We start from the raw sequence: 20,430 nt of genomic DNA on the forward strand, positions 1-20,430 counted from the left end.
AAAGGATTAAGTTGAAATAAATCAATAACTCAAAAGAAAGGCAGGTGGCGCTACACGAAATTCCAGGCCACCTGCTTTTTCAATTAAATCAGTGCGGGCTAGCCAGATATGGAAACTCCGTAGAGAAGCTTTTATCATTGGCTGCTACACCATCCGCTATGAGTCCCTCTTGCAATGAGGACAAATTCGTCAAATCATCTCCAGCAAATGCCAGAATCAAGGTCACATCTACCACATCATTGTCTAGTCCTCTTCCATTCAGCACATTGGAAAACAAGGTGATGTTATCCAAATCTGAAGGGCCATAAGTGGTCGATGCCGATTTATTACAATTCAATACATCCGTTGACAATACAGTAGCTGTAGTCGTATTATCTAGTCCCAAAACATTGGCATAGGTATCGGCATCTAGTCCGATATAGTTCTGTAAGGCATCCAAAATCCCTTCGAAACCTCCGGCGTTTGAAGAGCCGTTGGCAGGCAAGGTTTGGTTATATGCATTTTTAGTGTCTGCATCACCAAAGTAATTGAACACGGTGTTGATGGCCGGTCTACCCATTTGATCTTCCTGCTCATAAGTAGGATTTACCACAGTGATTTCAATGGTCTCATTTGCCGTACCTCCATCACTAGATACCACTACCACATCTGCACTATAAGTACCTGCTATAGAAGCGACAAAAGAAGGAGTTGCAGACGTTGCATCAGACAAGTCGGCTACTGTGCCATCAGGATCTGTAAGTATCCAGGCATAAGTCAAGTTAGTGCCTGAGGATGCGCCTACTTCCAGCGTTACAGTTTTTTCAATATCTACCGTCACGTCTCCACTGGTGCTTAGCATTGGAGATTCTGGATCATCATCCTCGTCACATGCTGTGAATCCCATCACACCTACCAATAAAACCGCTAATATTACTCGTATATTTTTCATTGTATTTTGATTTTAATTTTTAGAATTAGGCTATTATCTTCTCTTCGATTCTGCCCATACATCGAACTGAGTTACAGCTGATCCGCCGATCATGTCTTTAGGTACTTCTACTACTACAGACATTACATTAGTACCAGCGAAAGTGTCTGCTCCGCTTGCGTCGAATGAAGTAGCATACGCTTCACCGTCCGCAGGATCTGCCACGTCTAGCTGAAGCGAGTTGCCCACACCATTCACAATATCTACAAACTTGAAGAAGTCCATGAAAAATGGATCATCTCTTGAACCAGCAAATAGTTTGATGCCGCTGGCGGTACCAATTTCTGCTGATTCTCCATAGGCAGTAACCAATGCTTCTACCCGTGGGCCACTATTTTCAATTGTACTTGCAGTGCCCGAAGCCGAAGGTGCTACTGGACCAAAAGAAATGACCTTGCCATCTCTGAAAATAGTCTGGATCACCCAATCTTCTACTTGGTCGGCATCTGTATCAATGTTAAATTCATACATCACGTCTTCATTGAAAGACAAATCTCCTGTTGCGGTTGGTGCCGTCAGTCCCTGCACATTGCAGACAAAAACATAATTGTCGCTAGAAGCAGGGCTTTCGAATGCATAAAAATCTGTGATGTCCGTATCTCCACTACCTGCGGTAAGAGACCCCACAGCAGGTGCATCAATGTGATCCGCTGCCCAAACGACAGTCAGCACCATAGCTACCATGCTTAGACCTATTACAATTTTCTTTTTCATAAGAATTAGATTTTAGTTAGAATAAATGTTAATTAAATGTGTCCGTCACATTTTGGGTAAGACCTACGGAGTTCAAGACTGAATCGGATTTTGACGAGGAGATTTTTTTAGAAAAAAAATGAAAATAAGATGTGAAAACCCAAAATTAGAACCTAAAAATCGCTCAGCAAGAGGGTCAAAGGCTGTTTTTCACCCTGAAAAATTAAATGCTCTTATTTTGAATAATGATGAGGCTATCCTTTAATAAATAAGGAGTTTAAAAGGTGTGCGAAAGACTATTTAACCCGTTCTGTTTTAGAGAAATTGAGCTTCTGACGATCTATGGTTAGAGAAAGGATTTATTACGTCCATTTTATTCAGACATAACAAATATGCTTGTTTAACTACTTTTTCCTAGGTGGTATTTTATGAAGAATATGCTGTCGAACTTGAAATATTATCCAGAGACTAGGTAGTTTTTGCTCCCAAAGTCACAAGCCCACTGATTCTTAGAAATAAGGCGAAAATAGCTCCCAGAGAACTGACAAGTGCGTTGATATCACTTAAGCCACTCACTTTTCCAAAGGAAACAAAAACGATCGAACTTATGATCACCAAAATAATAACAGATGACGCTACACTCCATTTACCTTTTTTGTTGGATTCAAGCTCCTTTTCTAAAGCTTCATTGCTGTTTACTTCTGATAGTACAAAGTTGGTAAAGCTTTCATTGACCAAGCGTAGTGAATGATCATATTTCAAAATACCCTTATGCAGAAGCTCAATGATCCCATCTGTGTTATTCGTATTCACATACTTATCTTTGGCTATGTCATAGACAATATGTCGCTCTTCTTGAGACAGTGAGTTCCATATTGAGAAATAATAGGATGACGAAATTTCCTGCACATTCAATGTAAAATCCTCCTTAGAAATTTCCTTTGAGGCTTTAGCACCAGTATAGCGCCATTTGATTCTATCCAGAAAAACACCGTTACTCAACTCTGAGTGAAGTCCTTCTTCCAGCACTCCATCTGCCCCGCTTTCTATGATTTCTAGCGGAATTGTCATCTTATAAAACCCACCCATGAGATGCATCCATTTTTTATAATCCACCATGATTTCATCCAGCTTGGATTTTATTTCCATATAGCCATCTGTACTTTTTGCTAAGTTTTTTTCTAGGCTTTGAATACATCCCTGATAAAATTGATAAATCTTTTTCGGGTTAATCTCAGACGAAATCACGACACGTATCGAAGGATTATCTACCATGCGTTGCAGTATGAGCATTCTTTTTCTATTGTAGACCAAATCATTGTAGGCATACTCGAAATGCTCTATATATAGAAGAATGGGCTCTTTGACATGTTTCAAATCATGATTGAGTGCCTCTTCCAACAGCTTATGCCCTTTCTTTTCATTTGAAAAATTGGACATATTTAATATCACCCGCTTGACTTGCTCAGACTCTGATCCTGATCCTTTTTTCTGCTGATCACTCGAATTCTCAAATGCCTGATTATCCAAATCAAATAAGTCCAGACAAACAAAACGATCGGCCCTCTCGTTTTTTATTTTTTCTCGAATCTGAAATAGGTGTGATGAATTGACACTAATAATCAAACAGTTATTGAAAGAACTGATTTTCTGATCATCATACGCTGTGATCTCAACTATCTCTTGGGTAAAATCATCCAATCTTTTATCCGAGATCAGATGATCAACATAGTTCTTGAAGTCCAACCCGAATATTCTCTGCACTGCATATTCCATCACCCGATACGTAGCCAGCAGAAGTACCAGTAAAAAAATAACATGTGACCCACAATGTGGGTATATAATACTTGCAAGAGACTGAGGAGGAGTCGATATCTTCATTTTGGAATCATTGAAATAAATACCACCCTTCGCATAAGACCAGTTGCCTTTTCTATCAACATCTGGAATATATCCCTGACTCATCACGCCATAATTGTCAAAATAAAACCTAAATGCCCCATAGTAATCTCCAAATAACCCACTCTTTGTTTCCTCCTTTTCTGCTCCAAATTCAAGTATGTTATACCCTTTGGGAATAACAAATCTGGCGGTTTGAAGTCGATCATCGGGCTTTATTTCAACTTGCTCTGAGTTTACAAAAACAAGGGAGTCAGGATTAAGGATCTTAAGATTCTTCATCTTTCCTACTAAACCATGCGGATCATTAATATTTTGTTTTTTTGGTATCTGTTTTGGTTCATAATAATTGTCCAGCTTTACCTTTTCCCATTGATCATTCTTCCTTTTGATCGAAAGAATGTTGGTTTTGTACAAAATCTCCTTCTCCTTTTTGAAATTGATCGTGAAGAAGGTAAGAGGAGGAAGAATAGATAAAATCAAAACCCATGACAGAGCATAGTATTTATAGATTGTAAATTTTTTGAATTTGTACGGATTCTTTTTGTTTTCTGTAGCCGCACTATTGCTGGTATATAATTCTTTGATCAGTGGATAAAAAAGCAACCCTAACAATAACAGTAGGACAACCAGAGAAACCCAAAAAGGAATAGAAATAATCCAATCTTCATACTGAGCCCGTAATGTATGAGCTCCATATCCTAAGAACCCTAATAATAAGAGACCTATGGCTAGCAGGTACAAGGTCTTGTACCTATTGCTTATTGAAAATAAGGTATGTATTTTTTGTTCGTAGGGAAGATTTGTAGCAAGTATCAAGTAGTGAACAGCGATCAGCAAAAGCACTACAAAAAGAAGTGAAAAAATTAAAGTGTCTGGATTATGACCTGAAGTAAAAAAACTCAAAATCAGGTAGATCACAGCCAGCAGATTAGTCGATAAAAGCCTCAAATAAATTCTTTCGTATTTGCCATCACTATCGTAATACGGCCTAAGCCAATTGAATGGGAAAATTCGCTGCTTTAATTTGCTTCTCTTTGAGGTAAGCAGATAAATAACGAAAAAGAAGCACGTGATGAAAATATAAAAAACAACCTGCATGGATATGGTCACATTCATGGCAATCACATTTGGTGATCTGATATATTGATGGTCAACAAATGCTGCCATGTAAAGACCAGGGAGATTTTTCATTGGGAGCACGCGTACATAATGATTCAATCCGGCATACATCACTGAAGTAAAATGCGACACCCCACTTTCAATAAAGGGATCAAAAGTATTGTAGGTTTCATCCAGAAAATTCTCGTTTAGGTTTCTGGTCTTATCCGAATGGAACAAGGTATTTCCATTCTCATCAAAAATGCAAAACCCATATCCAATCTCCATAATGGGATCAATTAACGTAACGAATGGCCCGCTTCTGGCCAAAACTGGGTATTTTTCATTTCCAGAAGGTATTCCAATAGCAATCTCATAAGTGCCATCCAGCACAGATCTGATAGACTCTATGGCAATTGTATCCTTATCTTGGACACCACTAGTCGATAAAGATTCCCTGGAGTAAACTATGGGTTCTTTGTTTATGATATCCATGACGTAACTTCTATGGCTCAAATCCGGACCCGTTTTACTCACTTCTGACCTAGGAGATAGCTGTATTTTCATGCGAGCCTTTGAATCCGTCCAAAAATAGAGATTGGCATAGCCGTAGTCCTCCCAGCTCAGATGTGCATTTTTTAAACAAAAGAAATTTGAAACAGCATCATAATGTCCCAGTTCAAAGTCCTTAAGGAAGTCAATGCTTTCCAACTTTGCTTTACCACCCATCTGATCCGAACTGTGCAGTATATCTAGTTTATTATCTGTCTGGTTTCGAATAAACTTCATCCTATCAAGCATCGAATCAAGTTCTTGATAAAAACCATCACTGACTCTATCGGCTAGCCTACCTAGCTTTCTCTCCTGATTCTCTTGTTCATAGATTAGATTAGAACTATAAAACAAGAATAGAATGAGCAGAATGGCAGTCCCCATGACGATCGAAATGCCAGTCAAGAAAATATCCGATATGTGCAGCCGTTCCAAATTGCTCATTACTCTAAGCTTGAGCAAAGGCAAACTAATGATCATCATGATAATCAAGATGGTTATCAGCGTAATTGTAAATACCGAAACCTCGCGCTTTCGTTCATTAAATTTCGATTTGTTGACAAATCCAGTCAGATAAATATTATTTTCCCCGCGCAGCAGAGAGTTGAAAACCACATAATCTTCATAACCAAGATTGATCTCAAAAAAACTCTGGGCTTTAAACTGAAAAAAACTTGAATCTCGTTGTAGCCGCGTGCCACCTACTGTACTGTTGGTATACAGTATTTCTTGTGTCTGACCCTCATCAGAAAACTGACGAATTGTGATAAAATCAAAAACATCTTCGCGATGGATGAGTGGATTCGCAAAAATTTCTTTGATGTCCTGTTGATAGGTATAGGCACATGAACCATCAAAGTAATAGAAAATGACACTTCCGTGTGAAATCTTATAAAGCGTGTCCTTGCTTGGTTTCTCAGCATCTTCCAGATGTTTGAACTCGCCAGTTGATGTATTCTCACCCTTATTGTACAAAATCTCATTCAATTTAGACTGACTGATTTTATACAAGGAATTAAGTCTTGATTCGATGTTTTTGTTCGTCTGCAACAATACCCGCATATTATTGAGAACCAACTCCTTTTCATTGCTCTTCACATACACAAAAAAATAGTACATGAATACCACAGATATGAGAATCAAAGTAGGAAACAACGCCCACCATTTGTTTTTAACAGCCATTCTTAGAGATTAAAATATTATATAGCAACAGAATAAATACTTACTAGTCTGGAATACCAAACGCTGCAGTTTTCCAACTGCTTTTGGTTTCGACAGAAAATGTCTCAATGACTATCTGAAGAAATACCCTTCCTACAAATGCTTTTAATTATCTCAGAAATGCCGCTGATGCTTATCCATATACATTTAGGTGATTTGCCCTAAAATACGGAATGCTTGCCTCAGCATAATAATAGCCTATTTTAGGTCAATATCAAAGGATTAGAAGTTTGATTTTAGATGTCCAGAAGCAGGCGCTGATACAGATTAATCCTTGCATTGTCCTCTTGACGGCTTCTATCATAAAAAGAGTCCCCGTATAAAACTTTTCGAGCTTTCCAGAAGTCTACAAGTCGAATACTAAGCAACGGATTAAAACAGATATCTTCCATCCGTGTATTTATTATTCTTAATTTTCCAGTTAGTTCATAGATTAACCCTTTAATAAATTCAAAAACTCATGAAAACAATTAAACTCTTGACTTTGGGATTGCTTTTCGCTTCGGCATCCACTTTTGCCCAGCAAAAACTCCCTGACAATTTCTTTTTAGAAACACTTGACAATGGCCTGGAAGTCCTCACGATTGAGGACAATACTGTACCATTGGCCACCATCGAAATTACCGTGCGCAATGGCGGCTATACCGAGTCGCCCGAATTTGATGGGCTATCCCACCTTTACGAGCACATGTTCTTCAAGGCCAACAAAGATTTACCTTCACAAGAAGCATTTCTTGAGCGTACCAAAGAGTTAGGTATCGTGTTCAATGGCACTACTTCTGGAGAGCGAGTGAATTATTTCGTAACCCTCAGCAATTTAAAATTGCAGGAAGGCATGGAGTTTATGAACTCCGCCATTCGCTATCCACTATTTGATGAACAAGAAATGAAGAACGAAAACCCCGTAGTAGATGGCGAATTCCAACGTGCCGAATCCAATCCAGTCTTTTTCTTGTTTCAAGATAGTGATCGGAAAATGTGGGGTGATTTATACAGTCGCAAAAATGTGATTGGTGATCACGATGTGATTCTTTCCGCAACCACCGAAAAAATGAAGATCGTGCAGGGCAAGTACTACCATCCTAACAATTCCATCTTGGTAGTAGCAGGAGACGTGGATCACAATGAAGTTTTAGCAAAGGCGAATGCCGTATTTGGCGACTGGAAACCTTCCGATTTTGATCCATTTGAAAAATATCCTATTCCAGAATTTGAGCCTTTAAAGAAAGATTCCTATTTCATTACTGAAAATGAAAATGCACAAACACCAATCGCATTAATTCGATACCATGGGCCTGATACTAGAAATGATATTCCAGCCACCTATGCAGCAGATGTGTTTAGCTTCATTTTATCACAGAGATCATCTAAGCTTCAACAAAACCTAATAGAGAGCGGCCTTGCTATGAATGTCAATGTTGGCTACTCAACCAACAAGTATGTTGGGCCCATTTATATTTTCATGGTACCCAATCCGGCCAAAATCACAGAGGCGTTTGCAGTATTGGAACAGGAGATGGCACAATGGGATACTGACGATTATTTTACAGATGAGCAATTGGAAACAGCTAAAAATATGCTGGCCATTCAAGATGCTTATAGCAAGGAGCAGACTTCACAATTTATTCATACGGTAACCTATTGGTGGTCGTCGGCCAGTATAGACTACTACACAAACTATGTAGAAAATCTTAACAAGGTAACTCGGGAAGACATCAAAAAATTTGTTAGAAACTACGTCAAAAACAAACCAAGCGTTACTGGTTTATTGGTGTCGCCTGACATGAAAGAAAACATGGAACTCAACTCATTACAAGCCTACCTAAAGAAATAAGATCATGAAGAATATTATGAAATTCAATATAGCTCTGCTTGCCTTTTTTGGTTTGATGAGCCCAACTTTTGCACAAACGCAAGAGTTTGATGTAAAGGGCCTTAAAGTCATTTACAAGTCTGTGCCTAAAGAAATCGTGAGTGCCAGATTATTTATTAGTGGCGGCACGGCCAACTATTCATTGGAACAAAGTGGTATAGAAGACTTCGCTTTGCAACTGGCTGTGACGGGTGGGACAACCAACATGGATAAACTGGCCTACAGCACGGCACTAGAGCAAATGAGCACCACAGTGGCAGCAGGAACGAACTACGACTATGGCCAGATCAATATGAGATGTGTGAAACAAAATTGGGACGCATCCTGGGATTTGTTTGTTGACGCCATCATGAATCCCGTTTTTGATGATCAGCAGTATCAGCTATTGAAAGATCAGTTGATTTCAGCAGCCAAACAAAATGATGCAGATCCTGATCAAAGTTTAACTCAAGCGGCCATGGCCAATGTTTTTAAAGGTAAAAACTATGAGAAAAACCCAAACGGCACGGCTGCTTCACTGGAGACCTTGTCGTTAGAAGATTTGAAATCCTATTACAAAAAAATATTAGGTAAGGACAGGAGTTTCTTGGTTATTGTAGGTGATTTGGATGTAGCTGATTTGAAAAAGAAAATAGGTGCTTCATTGGCCAAGCTGCCAAAAGGCACGCTGCCACCTGCTGAAGAAAGAAATATGCTTGGAGAGATTTCGAACAAAATCAATGACAGAGATATTGCAACTAATTATATCGCTGGTGTAATGAGTGCCCCCACTCTTTCATCCGAAGATGGTACAGCCATGATGATCGCAATGAGTATTTTGAGCGAACGCTATTTTGTAGAATTGCGAACCAAAAGAAGTTTGTCCTATGCACCTTATTCTTATTATGACAATGGCAAGGTGACGAATCCATACAATTGGATTTACATCTCTACTACTGACCCAAAACAGTCCATCCAGGTGATGGTGGATGAAATCAGTAAACTGAAAAAAGAAGGCTTTGATGAAAAGGAACTGATCAACAAAAAGCAAAGCTACCTCACACAGTTCTATATGGGACAAGAAACATTGTCATCCCAATCTCAAAGTCTGGGAAGCAATGAACTCAAAGGAGGCTGGGAAATGTCAGAAGACTTTACCGAACGCGTGAACGCCGTTTCACTAGAAGACATCAATCGAGTAATAGACAAGTATACAGATGTGATCAGCTGGACTTATTTGGGTAAGGCCGATATGGTAAAAGAAGAAGATTTCTTACAGCCTGGCAAAGTACCTGATTCAGTAAAAATGGAATCAGAAGAAAATTAAGCCCACAAAGCTCCCCTCTTACAAAGGGGAGTTTTGTTTATAAATAACCCTCTCTTTTTTCCTATTCAGACACCATCCCTGCACTCTGGTTTGTATATTTACTTATTTAAACTAAATATCTAACTATGGCTTCCATAACACTAAAAGGCAATACGATCAATACCATTGGCCATCTACCTGCAAACGGTTCGCAAGCTCCAGATTTTGACCTGGTGAAAAATGACCTTTCACATATCTCTCTGGCTGATTACAAAGGTTCGCGTGTGATTCTTAATATATTTCCAAGTATTGACACAGGTATCTGTGCAGCCTCTGTTCGCACTTTTAATGAAAAGGCTAGTGGACTGGCAAATACCAAAATTCTATGTATCTCTCGTGATTTGCCATTCGCACAAGCCAGATTTTGCGGAGCTGAAGGTATTGACAGTGTTGAGACGGTTTCGGATTTCACAACAGGTCAGTTTGGGAAGGACTATGAGGTAACCATCATAGATGGTCCCATGGCTCATCTTCATTCAAGAGCCATTGTGATCCTCGACGAAAACCATACAGTAATTTATTCAGAGCAAGTACCAGAGATCGTTCAAGACCCTGATTTCGAAAAGGCACTAGCTGCTTTGGCATAAGCCCATTCATTGAAAGCCCATTGTATGCCATTGAGCTAATTTATTGATTCCTTTCATCCCAGTGCTGTATTTTACTTTGGAGCTAAAGAATCAATAGATGACAATCAAAGAAAATTTGTACAATGGGCGCATCTCCTCTATAGATGCTTTTAGAGGGATTACCATATTGGTTATGATATTTGTGAATGAATTGGCTGGCGTGTCAGATGTGCCCCAGTGGATGAAACACATGCCAGCAGATGCAGATGCCATGACCTTTGTGGACTTGGTTTTTCCTGCCTTCCTTTTTATCGTAGGGATGTCAGTGCCATTTGCTTTCAACGCCAGACTAATTAAAGAAGATCAACCTCATCTGATTTGGAAACATACCCTCAAACGCTCGTTGGCCTTGATTGTGATGGGGCTATTTATGGTCAATGCAGAGTATGGATACAATGAAGCTCAGATGCTCATCAGCCCGGCACTTTGGGCCTTTTTCGCTTATACCCTTCCCATACCCATCTGGAACAGATACAGCAAAGATTATCCAACCCTTTGGAAGCACGTACTCCAATATGGGGGCATGCTTGGGTTTGTGGCATTGTACTTTTTATACGTCCAAGACAATGGACAGATAGGAATGACCGAAAAATGGTGGGGAATCTTAGGACTGATTGGATGGGCTTACTTGTTTACTGTAGTTTTTTATTGGTTTGCCAATGGCAACCTAAAAGCTCTTGTTGGCTTCTTTTTAGCTTCTGTGATTGTCAATTGTGTGAATCTTACAGATGGCCTAGCCATTGGTGAATTGGCCTGGTTCAAATTTGTGGCAGGGCATCTCACGCACGTCACACTGGTCAGTGCAGGTGTCATTATTTCCTTATTATTCTTTGAATGTAAAAACACCCCTACCATTCACTGGAAAGTTATTGGTTTTGGTCTCCTCTTTTTTCTTGCTGGGTATCTTTTGAGACCCTATTATGAAGTCTCAAAAATTAGAGGCACACCTTCCTGGACATTGTATTCGGCTGGACTTTGCACCTTTATTTATTACGCTTTGTACTGGCTCATGGAGGTCAGAAAGAAAACAAAATGGAGCGAATTCTTTATACCAGCTGCTGCCAACCCGCTTTTGATATATATACTTCCTGGGATTATTATTTATTTCAATGCAGCCATAGGATTCAGTATCGTACCAGAATATTTCAGTAGTGGTCTACCAGGTATTTTATGGTGTGCAGCCTTCTCTATTGTTATGCTTTATCTCATGAAAGTCTTCAACAAACTAAATATCAGATTGCATTTATAATTGCCATTCACTGGAACTCACTTTTCAGCCAGTCGTAATAATAACACTGAAATAACAGACAACTAATAAGTTGTTTCTATCTTAGTAAAGACAAATGGGGGTCTAAGCCCATTTATCATGCCTTTTAATGCCGCTGCTTTCAAGTAGCGGCATTTCTTTTTCCAAATCAAATTTCTTATTTAATACTAGATTGTAGAACAAAAAATATTTAGCTTAGTATTTGTTCTACAATCTAGTATCATTATGACAGAATCACGTTTAGGCGAATTTGAAGAAGTTATCCTGCTTTTAGTTGGTATTTTAGGTGAACAGGCCTACGCTTTCAACATTGCTCAGGAGTTTGAAACTCAAACCAAAAAATCTACGGCCATTGGAGCTGTGCACTCCACACTCAGCCGTCTGGCAGATAAAGGTTTTCTAACCTCCGTCATGGGAGGAGCCACTTCCGAGCGAGGTGGACGTAGAAAACGCATCTACAATATTACAGCTGAGGGTGAGCAGGTTTTAGCCAATGCTCGCGAATTAAGACTTTCGCTTTGGAATCAGTATCCGAAATTTTCAGAAGGCTCACTCAGCTTTCATTTTTAGGTTTATGCAGCAGTCTGCTCCCAATCCACCAAGATTAGCATCCAGGATCTTACACCTGATGCTCAAGTCAGACCTTTACGAAGAGGTCTCAGGCGACTTGTATGAGCAGTTTTTGCATACATTGGAAAACCAGGATTCAAAAAAAGCAAAACTCAATTATTGGTATCAGGTCTTGAATTATGTCAGGCCCTTTGCCCTAAAAAAAACAAAGTCAAAACACTCAAATCATACCATTATGCTTAGAAGTTATCTACTCATTGCTATTCGCAACCTAACCAAGCACCGTTTTCACAACAGTCTAAATATCCTCAGTCTGGCTATAGGTTTTGCCGCTTGTCTGGCTATTTACTTATTTATTCAGGATGAAAAATCCTTTGATCAACATGCTCAAAAGAACCATATTTACCGTCTCTGTGAGGTGCAAAGTTTCCCTGGCACCAAAGTGCAAAACGTGGCCCTGTCAATGCCTGGCATGGGACCAGCCTTTATCACAGATTTTCCCGAAGTAGAAAAATATATGAGAATATGGGGAAGAGGCAAGCGCATCTGGAGGAAAGATGGCATACCCCACCCTGTAGATCAAGTGGTCTCTGCCGACAGTACATTTTTAGAAATGTTTGATTTTCGCCTGATTGCTGGAGATCGAAGTACCGCATTGAACGAACCCTATAGCATTTTGCTTACAGAACAGGTAGCTCAAAGTATTTTCGGACAAGTAGATGTGATAGGAGAAACACTCGAAATGGATAATGACCTGTACAAAGTAACAGGCATATTGGCCGACATCCCCGAAAACTCACATCTACAATTTAAAGTCGTGATTTCGATAACTTCCATTACTTCCGAAGATCCTGAATTCAACAATAAGTGGGGTGGAAATTTTCTGGTCACCTATCTCCAATTGACGCCTGATGCAGATTTAGCCAATATGGCGGAGAGATATCCTGCGTACCTGGATAAAAACTCAGGCCGAGAAGACATCAATGACTATTACAAACTCTATCTCCAGCCACTTCCAGAAGTCCACTTGGCCTCCACAGATACAGAACATGATTACTTGAACTACCGAAAATTCAATGGTGCGTATTTGGATGTTTTTTCGCTTGTGGGTTTGTTCATCCTTATTATAGCTTCTGTCAATTTTATGAACCTTACCGTGGCACGAGCCAGTACCAGAGTGAAGGAAGTGGGCGTGAGAAAATCCATTGGTGCCAACAAAGTCCAGCTCTTCTGGCAGTTTATTGTGGAGTCTTTACTCATGACTTCCTGCGCCTTTGTCTTGTCTCTGGTGATCAGTTGGGTTGGGCTGGATTTTCTAAATCAAGTCATTGACCGTCAGTTGGCCATTGAAACTGTCTTGGTCAATCATACCGTGCTCCTCTCTATGCTCGGAATAGTCATTTTACTGGGTGTGCTCACTGGGCTTTATCCTTCACTCTATATGACAAAATTCAACCCAGCAACTATTCTCCGAGGTGGGGAAAAGAAAGAAGGTAAATCCATTTTAAGAAGCACTTTGATCATCATACAATTCAGTTTGGCCATCGCCATGATCGTGGCCACGCTGGCCGTGCTCGACCAACTCAATTTTATGAAAAATAAAGACATTGGTTTTAATAAAAGCCATATCCTACTGGTGGACATGGATAAAACTGCCAATGATAAATATGATCTCCTCAAGCAAAAATTACTGGAAAACAACAATGTGCTGGGTGTGACCGCCTCGGGTCAGCGACTTGGTAATAATTTTCACCAATGGGGTGCCAAAGTAGAAAGTGATAGTGGCATTGTGACATTCACCCCCTCCAACGTCAACGTGCATTTCGACTATCTGGACGTATACGAGATTGATTTAATAGCTGGGCGCAATTTTGACGAGGCCAGAAAAACAGACCATGGGCTTGCTTTTATTATCAATGAAGCCTGCGCCAAAGAAATGGGCGCTACAGATCCTGTGGGTATGCAAATGGGGCACTCCTGGTATCCTGACGATTCACTCGGTCATGTCATAGGTTTGACCAAAGATTTTAATTTCAATTCATTGCATCATCGGGTAAACACCCTGGCACTCGTCATACACACGGATTGGGGATATGATGAAATGTCTATTAAACTCAATGGAAACAATATCCAATCAGGACTGAACCATCTGGAGCAGGTTTGGCAAGAAACGATTCCCGAATATCCACTGGAATACGCCTTCCTTGAAGATCATATAAATGACCTATACAAAACTGATCAGCAGATGAGTGCCGTCATTTCCATCATTGCCTTTTTGAGCATATTCATTGGGGGGATGGGACTGTTTGGTTTGTCTGCTCTGACCACTGAACGAAGAATGAAAGAAATAGGGGTAAGAAAGGTACTGGGTGCAAGCATCAGTGAATTGTTTCTGACCTTGTCCAAACATTTTGCAACACTTATTGTTATATCATTTACGATTTCAGCGCCTATTACTTATATATTGCTGTCCCAGTGGTTGGAAAACTTTGCTTTCAGGTCAACTTTGAGCATTGGGCTATTTGGCATGGCAGGAGTGGTCTCACTGCTTATTGCCTTGATCACCATTTCCTACCACATTATTAAAGCCGCCAGAACCAATCCCGTGGAGTCTTTGAGGTATGAGTAACTATTGACTTAAGACTAAACATAAATGTCAGGCCGAGCCGAAATCCATTTATGTTTAGTCTTTGATTGTTATCAATTAATAGAATCCATCATTCCCCAATCTACCAAAGGCGAACGATAGTAATCAATACCCTCTGATTCAAAACGAGGGGCATGGCCAGCCAGGCGGATACGATAGGTCTCCCAGTTTCGAATAGACTGAGCTGACCAGCCAATTTCAGCATAGCCAGGCAATCTAGGAAACACCAAATATTCTATATCCTCCATATTCTCTACAGTCTCTGTCCAGAGTGGCGCCTCAATGCCAAAAATCAATTCCACAGGAACCATAGCATTTATAGTATCAGGATCCCAACTATAGGCCTGATCTACTTCAATCAATGCAGCCCAGTCATAACCTATACGACTGGTGGTATCATATTTCATATCCATATAGGCCAGTGTAGCTGGAGACAAAATGATGCGGTTGCCCTTCTCTGCCGCAAGGGTAGCGTTGCCAGCACTGTTCCATTGCTGCACTATGGATTCTGTTTCAATATTGGCTTGAGCCACTTCATCCCAACCAATCAGGGTCTTTCCATATTTACTCACGATTTTCTGCACTCGATTGATAAAATAGATATAATCCTCCTTTTTAGTAGCGTGAGACTCATCCCCTCCTATATGGATATATTTTCCAGGCGTGATGGTCGCCAACTCCTGGATCACTGCATCCACAAATTCATAGGTAGCTTCATTGTCTGTGCACAATGTGCTGAATCCCACTTTGGTTCCTGTGTATAAATCCCCTGCTTTACCATCACAATTCAATGCTGCATAGGAGGCCAAAGCCGCCTGTGTATGACCAGGAATGTCTATTTCTGGAATAATGGTGATAAACCTATTTGCTGCATACTTGACTATCTCTTTGTATTGCTGCTGGGTATAAAAACCACCATCTCCACCACCCACTTCTGTAGCAGCCCCTATGGCAGTCAATTCAGGTTTGGATTTGATTTCAATTCTCCACCCTTGGTCATCTGACAAGTGCAGATGCAAGACGTTCATTTTATAAGTGGTAATAAAATCTATATAGCGTTTCACATCCTCTACTCCAAAAAAGTGTCTGGATACATCCAGCATAGACCCTCTATACGCATACCTGGGATAGTCTCTGATGACCCCAGTTGGCAACTCTACTGATTCATACTGACGCAATGGTATCATCTGCAACAAAGTCTGTACGCCATAGAATACTCCTTGTGGGTGATTGGCAGAAATGAGGATTTGACTTTCTGTAATTTTAAGCTGATAGCCCTCTGCTCCAAGCTGCTCATCATTGGCATCCAAAGACAATGCTATATCTGCCGCACCTGACTCTACTACTTTCAATGATGCCATTCTATCAATTAAATAATCGGCTACACGGTGCAAGGATAGATCTGCCATTCGCACGGTGACAGATGGATTCAATTGAAACCGTCCGCCTGTAGCAGTAATTTCTGCTGGATGAGGTATGAGGCTATGATCGGAAAGATCAGTGGGTTCTTTAGGTTCGCAACCAGCTAGTAAAAAGGCGAGTACGGCAATACCCAGGACATAGAAATACTTCGATTCTAAATTCATAAATTCGATTCGTTTTAATTAATAAGAAAATTAGAACTAGAAGTTTTGGAGTGGGGTTGAAAATTAGAATGTACTTTCTACATTCAATTTTCAGATTTTAAATATCGGTCATTTATGTGAAAAAAGTGCGCTACTTTAGCTTAATCTCATAGATGTCCCCAATGGATTTTTTAGTACCTTTAAGATTCACTCAACCGGACTTAAGATGACTGCTGGATACTCCTCCACACCACTGGCCAAGAAACTTGGTATCAAATCCGCATTCAAAGTGCTGCTCGTCAACGAACCTGATCACTACCACGACTTGTTCTCCGACTGGCCCGAACTGGTGGAGCACATAGACCAGCCAGAAGTAGAATCCATAGACTTCATCCATATATTTTGTCGAGAAGAAAAAGACCTTAAAGAAGCTGCCAATCAAATCCCCTGGCTTAAGAAAAATGGCACGATGTGGGTGAGTTGGGTCAAGCTTTCGTCCAAGCTCCCCTCTCCTTTCAGGGAAAACCACATCCGTGACTATATGCTGGATGCGGGACTGGTAGATGTAAAAGTAGCCGCCGTAGATGCGGACTGGAGTGGTTTGAAATTTATGTATAGGCTGAGGGATAGATAGGCTATTTGGAATCTTTCTGCTATTAAGCTATCCTTGTGACGCAGCACTTCTGAAAAAAATTAGCCGTAGAATTGTACGGATAATAAATGTTTAAATAAATATATAAAGGATATATCACGCACTAGTGCGTGATATACGGATGTTATAGCCAACTAATTTTCAAATCAAGCACATATGGGAACTTGGGGAACAGGCATTTCTTCCAACGATATTTTTGAAGACGTTAAATATGAGTTCTTTGAGCTATATAATGACGGAAGAGAGCCCGATGATATCTCTCAGCAACTGATCAACTCGAACCAAGACAGCATCAAGAGTAAGGAAGACTCCCATAATTTCTGGTTTGCTCTTGGCCTTTGTCAATGGGAATGTAAATCGCTCAACGCAGAACTTTCAGAACGTATAAGAGATATAATCGAATCAGGAAAGGATATTGAGCTTTGGAAAGAACTAGGTTCAGAAACATCGGAGTTAAGCAAGAGACAAAAGGTTCTAGAGAAATTCCTGTTAAAAATTAGTTCCGAGAAGAAGTCTGCCAAGAAGAGAGTAAAGAAGAAATTCAGAGATTCGTTGTACCAGAAAGGTGACTGTTTAACATACAAACTAGAAAATGGCAACTATGGAGGTGCTTTCGTTCTTGAGTCTGAACAACAAACTGAGTATGGCATGAACCTTATAGCCGTAACAGATATTAACTCTTCTTCAGCACCAACGGCCAAAGATTTCGAACAAGCTAACGTCCTAATTCAAAAAGAAGAGCGCTCACCAAAAAATTACCAAGATCGGGAGATAATCAGCTGGTATTATGCTGAATTTATCAAACATTCTACAACAGAATTTTCTGTAATAGGTTCACTCAAAGTATCCATCAACTACAACTTTGATATTGACTATACTGGAGCTTCCCAATGGGACATGCTACCAGCGGTAATGAATAGAAACGCTGCATTTATCAAGGAAAGAGGTAAACCAAATACCATCCTTAAACTCAAGAAATTACGAAAGAAAAAATGGCTATAACAATCGATGATGTCTGCAGGGCGGTTCGAAGGTAAAGGAAGCCGCAGAGGTTTTGGAAGCTCCGTCGATTCTGCGATGCGCCTCATTGTAAATCAAAAATGTATGAGTCGAATCCCAGATTCGACTATATTCGTGAAGAAACAAAGTACATAACAAACGCCCCACAGCATATCGGGACGTTACCTGTAATTTCTCCCATGAGCATAGATGAACTCGGAAACAAGGAGTTGGAACTCTACCACAGAATTCAACAACTTGAAGGAACGATTGACGAAAAAACTGACAAAGTAGTTTACTTCGGAATATCCAAAGAATATCTGGAAATACATCGTGAGTATTCAATGCTTGCTAAGGACGAACTTGAAGCACTGAAAAGAGGACTCTTTATCATGTGGTATGCGCTAACTGAACCAACTTGGCTAACTGGAATCTGTGAACTTGACCCAGAGGCGGAGGAACGAATTGTCAAACTACTTGACAGACAGATTTCAAAAGATTTACTGGATTATGAACTGGATTGGATGTTAGAATACTATTCTGACTTTGGGTTTGCCTTTGAACGCTTTTCCAACTACGAACATTTTTACAGAAGAACTTCTTCTAAAACTGGTCTTAAATTTCCAGAGTCAATTGATAGAGAAACAATGGCTCTTAGAGGACAAATGGGGGAATATCTCAACTCGCTCAACTTCGAACAATTAAACAACTACAGGTAACAGGCGCTATCTATGGTAAAAACAAGCGTATTGGTCTTTTTTTAATCCAATTTCTCTTGATAAGGGGTTCCTCTTTTTACTACGGCGACTACTCTATGGAGTAGTTTGTTTCTCACTGCATTGAGTGCACTCATTTTACTTTTCCCTTCTTCGGTTTTTCGAAGGTAATATCCTCGAAGTTCTTTGTGACATTTGATGGCATTCATCGCACACATGTGTAGATGAAATTTCAGCTGTTTATTAGCAAAGCTTGAAGTACCAGGGCTGGCATACACACTGGTTCCACTACTGTATTCGAAAGGAGCTACACCGCAATAACAAGCCAGCTTTCGGTTGTCCAACATGCGAGTAAATCCTTCTGTATAAACGATCAGATCCACGGCCAAAACCTTGCCTACACTTTTCACCGAAGTGATCAACTCGTATAAGGCCTTTAAGTGTTTATCTATCTGAATCAATTCGTCCATTTTGGCTTCAACTTTCTCTAAAGATTTTTTTAATCCACTGATAGCTGACCTACTGATTCTTTCGATTTCACGTCCTGCCTTTGGGTCTACTTTGGTCAACTCATCTACAGCAGTTTGCTGACTGTGTAAACTTTTTTGAAGCCTCATTCTGGTTTTCATCAGGTCTTTGAGGCGGTTTAAGGTGGGATGTGAGAGTTTGACCAGTTTGGCATCACGTTGATGATCAAAAGCAAAATTGGCAATTCTTTCAGCATCAATTTTGTCTGACTTACCCCTGATTAGTCCCATGCTTCTTTTGATGTGCAGGGAGGATTCAAGCCAAACTTTGCATCCTCTTTTGAGCAAATACTTGACAATGTTTCTGGTATAGATGCCAGTGTGTTCCATACAGAAAAGGATGTCCTCACCACAGTCATTGCCATATTGTTTAAGCCATCTTTTCATTTTCTGAAAGCCTTCGCTATCATTACTGAACAAGGCATTGTTGCACTTCATCGATGAGCTGTTAATCAAAGCCACATCAATACTCATTTTGCTGATGTCTATACCCACGATATGTGGGTAGAAGATTTGTTTAGGGGTGGTATTTTCCATAATTTCAATATTAAGTTCAAAACCTTGATGTTAGGGCATCTCGACGGGTCGAGATCCCTGAATATCTATCTGAACATTTAACAATGGAAAGCAAGCTCTGAATCGCCCGATAAGTCTGGGTAACTTGGTTAGCGCGTAGTTCTGGCTTGCTTTCTTTTACTATTAAAATTAAGACCTTTATTTCTTGGAATAATTATAGACAGGAAAGCTAAAGGTTACCCACAATAATCTTCATGATGAAAAAAATATCAACTTTGATCTTAGGACTTATCCTAACTCTTTCTCTCAACGCTCAATCGATCAACTCCGAACAGCTTGCTGGAACATGGAAAGTAATTAACGGAACAACTACTTCTGAACTTCCTGCTGAAGTAGGACGAATGATGTTGTTAATGCTTGACGGTTTTGACACTTCAACTTGGTCATTTAACTCTGATGGAACTTTTAATATCAAATTCAAGGAGAACTTGTCACCGATCATGGAAGAAATGAAATTTCTAGACAACAAACTCTGGAAAATTGACGAACCAACTAAGCAAATTAGAATTGGAACTAAGAGCGACAACTACGGCCATCTGGTAATGACCAATCAACTTCAAGGCGACAACCTAAAAGTGGTTTTCAGCGACACTCCGATTTATCTCCTGCTCGAAAAACAATAAAAACTGTG

The 20,430-nt window shown here is 40.0% G+C and carries 15 protein-coding genes; 10 read left to right on the forward strand and 5 right to left on the reverse strand.

Translation table 11 applies throughout. The annotated features are described in order from the left end of the window. Positions 1-88: 88 nt before the first annotated feature. From B9A58_RS06165 to B9A58_RS06175, 3 genes are all read right to left on the reverse strand, one after another. A complete protein-coding gene (locus B9A58_RS06165) occupies positions 89-931 on the reverse strand; it encodes a DUF4331 family protein (RefSeq protein WP_084371528.1) in 843 nt (280 codons plus the stop codon). A 33-nt stretch (positions 932-964) separates the two neighbouring features. After that, positions 965-1,684 (reverse strand): DUF4331 family protein, encoded by a 720-nt coding sequence (locus B9A58_RS06170; protein ID WP_084371529.1) that lies wholly within the window; start codon positions 1,682-1,684, stop codon positions 965-967. A gap of 447 nt (positions 1,685-2,131) precedes the next feature. Beyond that, positions 2,132-6,397 (reverse strand): cache domain-containing protein, encoded by a 4,266-nt coding sequence (locus tag B9A58_RS06175; protein WP_084371530.1) that lies wholly within the window; start codon positions 6,395-6,397, stop codon positions 2,132-2,134. A gap of 499 nt (positions 6,398-6,896) precedes the next feature. Here B9A58_RS06175 and B9A58_RS06180 point away from each other — a divergent pair, with 499 nt between their 5' ends. The 6 genes from B9A58_RS06180 (at position 6,897) to B9A58_RS06205 (ending at position 14,746) form a co-directional block, all read left to right on the forward strand. Continuing rightward, on the forward strand, positions 6,897-8,270 hold the full coding sequence (locus B9A58_RS06180; RefSeq protein ID WP_084371531.1) for a M16 family metallopeptidase: 1,374 nt from the start codon (positions 6,897-6,899) through the stop codon (positions 8,268-8,270). Positions 8,271-8,274: 4 nt separating this feature from the next. Beyond that, entirely contained in the window at positions 8,275-9,615 is a 1,341-nt protein-coding gene (locus tag B9A58_RS06185; RefSeq protein ID WP_084371532.1) for a M16 family metallopeptidase, read from the forward strand. A 125-nt stretch (positions 9,616-9,740) separates the two neighbouring features. Further along, a complete protein-coding gene (gene tpx / locus B9A58_RS06190; RefSeq protein ID WP_084371533.1) occupies positions 9,741-10,241 on the forward strand; it encodes a thiol peroxidase in 501 nt (166 codons plus the stop codon). 97 nt (positions 10,242-10,338) lie between these two features. Further along, a complete protein-coding gene (locus B9A58_RS06195) occupies positions 10,339-11,529 on the forward strand; it encodes a DUF5009 domain-containing protein (RefSeq protein WP_084371534.1) in 1,191 nt (396 codons plus the stop codon). Between the two features lie 243 nt (positions 11,530-11,772). Beyond that, positions 11,773-12,117, forward strand: a complete 345-nt coding sequence (locus tag B9A58_RS06200; RefSeq protein WP_084371535.1) for a PadR family transcriptional regulator — start codon at positions 11,773-11,775, stop codon at positions 12,115-12,117. 4 nt (positions 12,118-12,121) lie between these two features. Further along, complete coding sequence (locus tag B9A58_RS06205; protein WP_084371536.1) at positions 12,122-14,746, forward strand: ABC transporter permease; 2,625 nt, start codon at positions 12,122-12,124, stop codon at positions 14,744-14,746. A 71-nt stretch (positions 14,747-14,817) separates the two neighbouring features. Here B9A58_RS06205 and B9A58_RS06210 read toward each other — a convergent pair whose 3' ends face one another. Continuing rightward, positions 14,818-16,350, reverse strand: a complete 1,533-nt coding sequence (locus B9A58_RS06210; RefSeq protein WP_084371537.1) for a beta-N-acetylhexosaminidase — start codon at positions 16,348-16,350, stop codon at positions 14,818-14,820. Positions 16,351-16,555: 205 nt separating this feature from the next. Between B9A58_RS06210 and B9A58_RS06215 the strand changes: the two genes are divergently transcribed. The 3 genes from B9A58_RS06215 (at position 16,556) to B9A58_RS06225 (ending at position 18,699) form a co-directional block, all read left to right on the forward strand. Beyond that, the gene (locus B9A58_RS06215) at positions 16,556-16,963 is read left to right on the forward strand and encodes a DUF3052 family protein (protein ID WP_084371538.1); all 408 of its coding nucleotides are present in this window, start codon (positions 16,556-16,558) and stop codon (positions 16,961-16,963) included. Between the two features lie 174 nt (positions 16,964-17,137). After that, a complete protein-coding gene (locus B9A58_RS06220; protein ID WP_084371539.1) occupies positions 17,138-17,983 on the forward strand; it encodes a hypothetical protein in 846 nt (281 codons plus the stop codon). A gap of 98 nt (positions 17,984-18,081) precedes the next feature. Then, positions 18,082-18,699 carry a hypothetical protein gene (locus B9A58_RS06225; RefSeq protein ID WP_084371540.1) on the forward strand — a complete coding sequence of 206 codons (618 nt, stop codon included), beginning with the start codon at positions 18,082-18,084 and terminating at the stop codon, positions 18,697-18,699. A gap of 41 nt (positions 18,700-18,740) precedes the next feature. Here B9A58_RS06225 and B9A58_RS06230 read toward each other — a convergent pair whose 3' ends face one another. Then, positions 18,741-19,760, reverse strand: a complete 1,020-nt coding sequence (locus tag B9A58_RS06230; protein WP_084371541.1) for an IS110 family RNA-guided transposase — start codon at positions 19,758-19,760, stop codon at positions 18,741-18,743. 233 nt (positions 19,761-19,993) lie between these two features. On the opposite strand from B9A58_RS06230, the gene B9A58_RS06235 reads away from it, so the two are divergent. Next, a complete protein-coding gene (locus B9A58_RS06235; protein WP_084371542.1) occupies positions 19,994-20,422 on the forward strand; it encodes a DUF5004 domain-containing protein in 429 nt (142 codons plus the stop codon). The last annotated feature ends 8 nt before the right edge of the window (positions 20,423-20,430 follow it).

The sequence above is a fragment of the Reichenbachiella faecimaris genome (assembly GCF_900176375.1).
Taxonomy (GTDB): domain Bacteria; phylum Bacteroidota; class Bacteroidia; order Cytophagales; family Cyclobacteriaceae; genus Reichenbachiella; species Reichenbachiella faecimaris.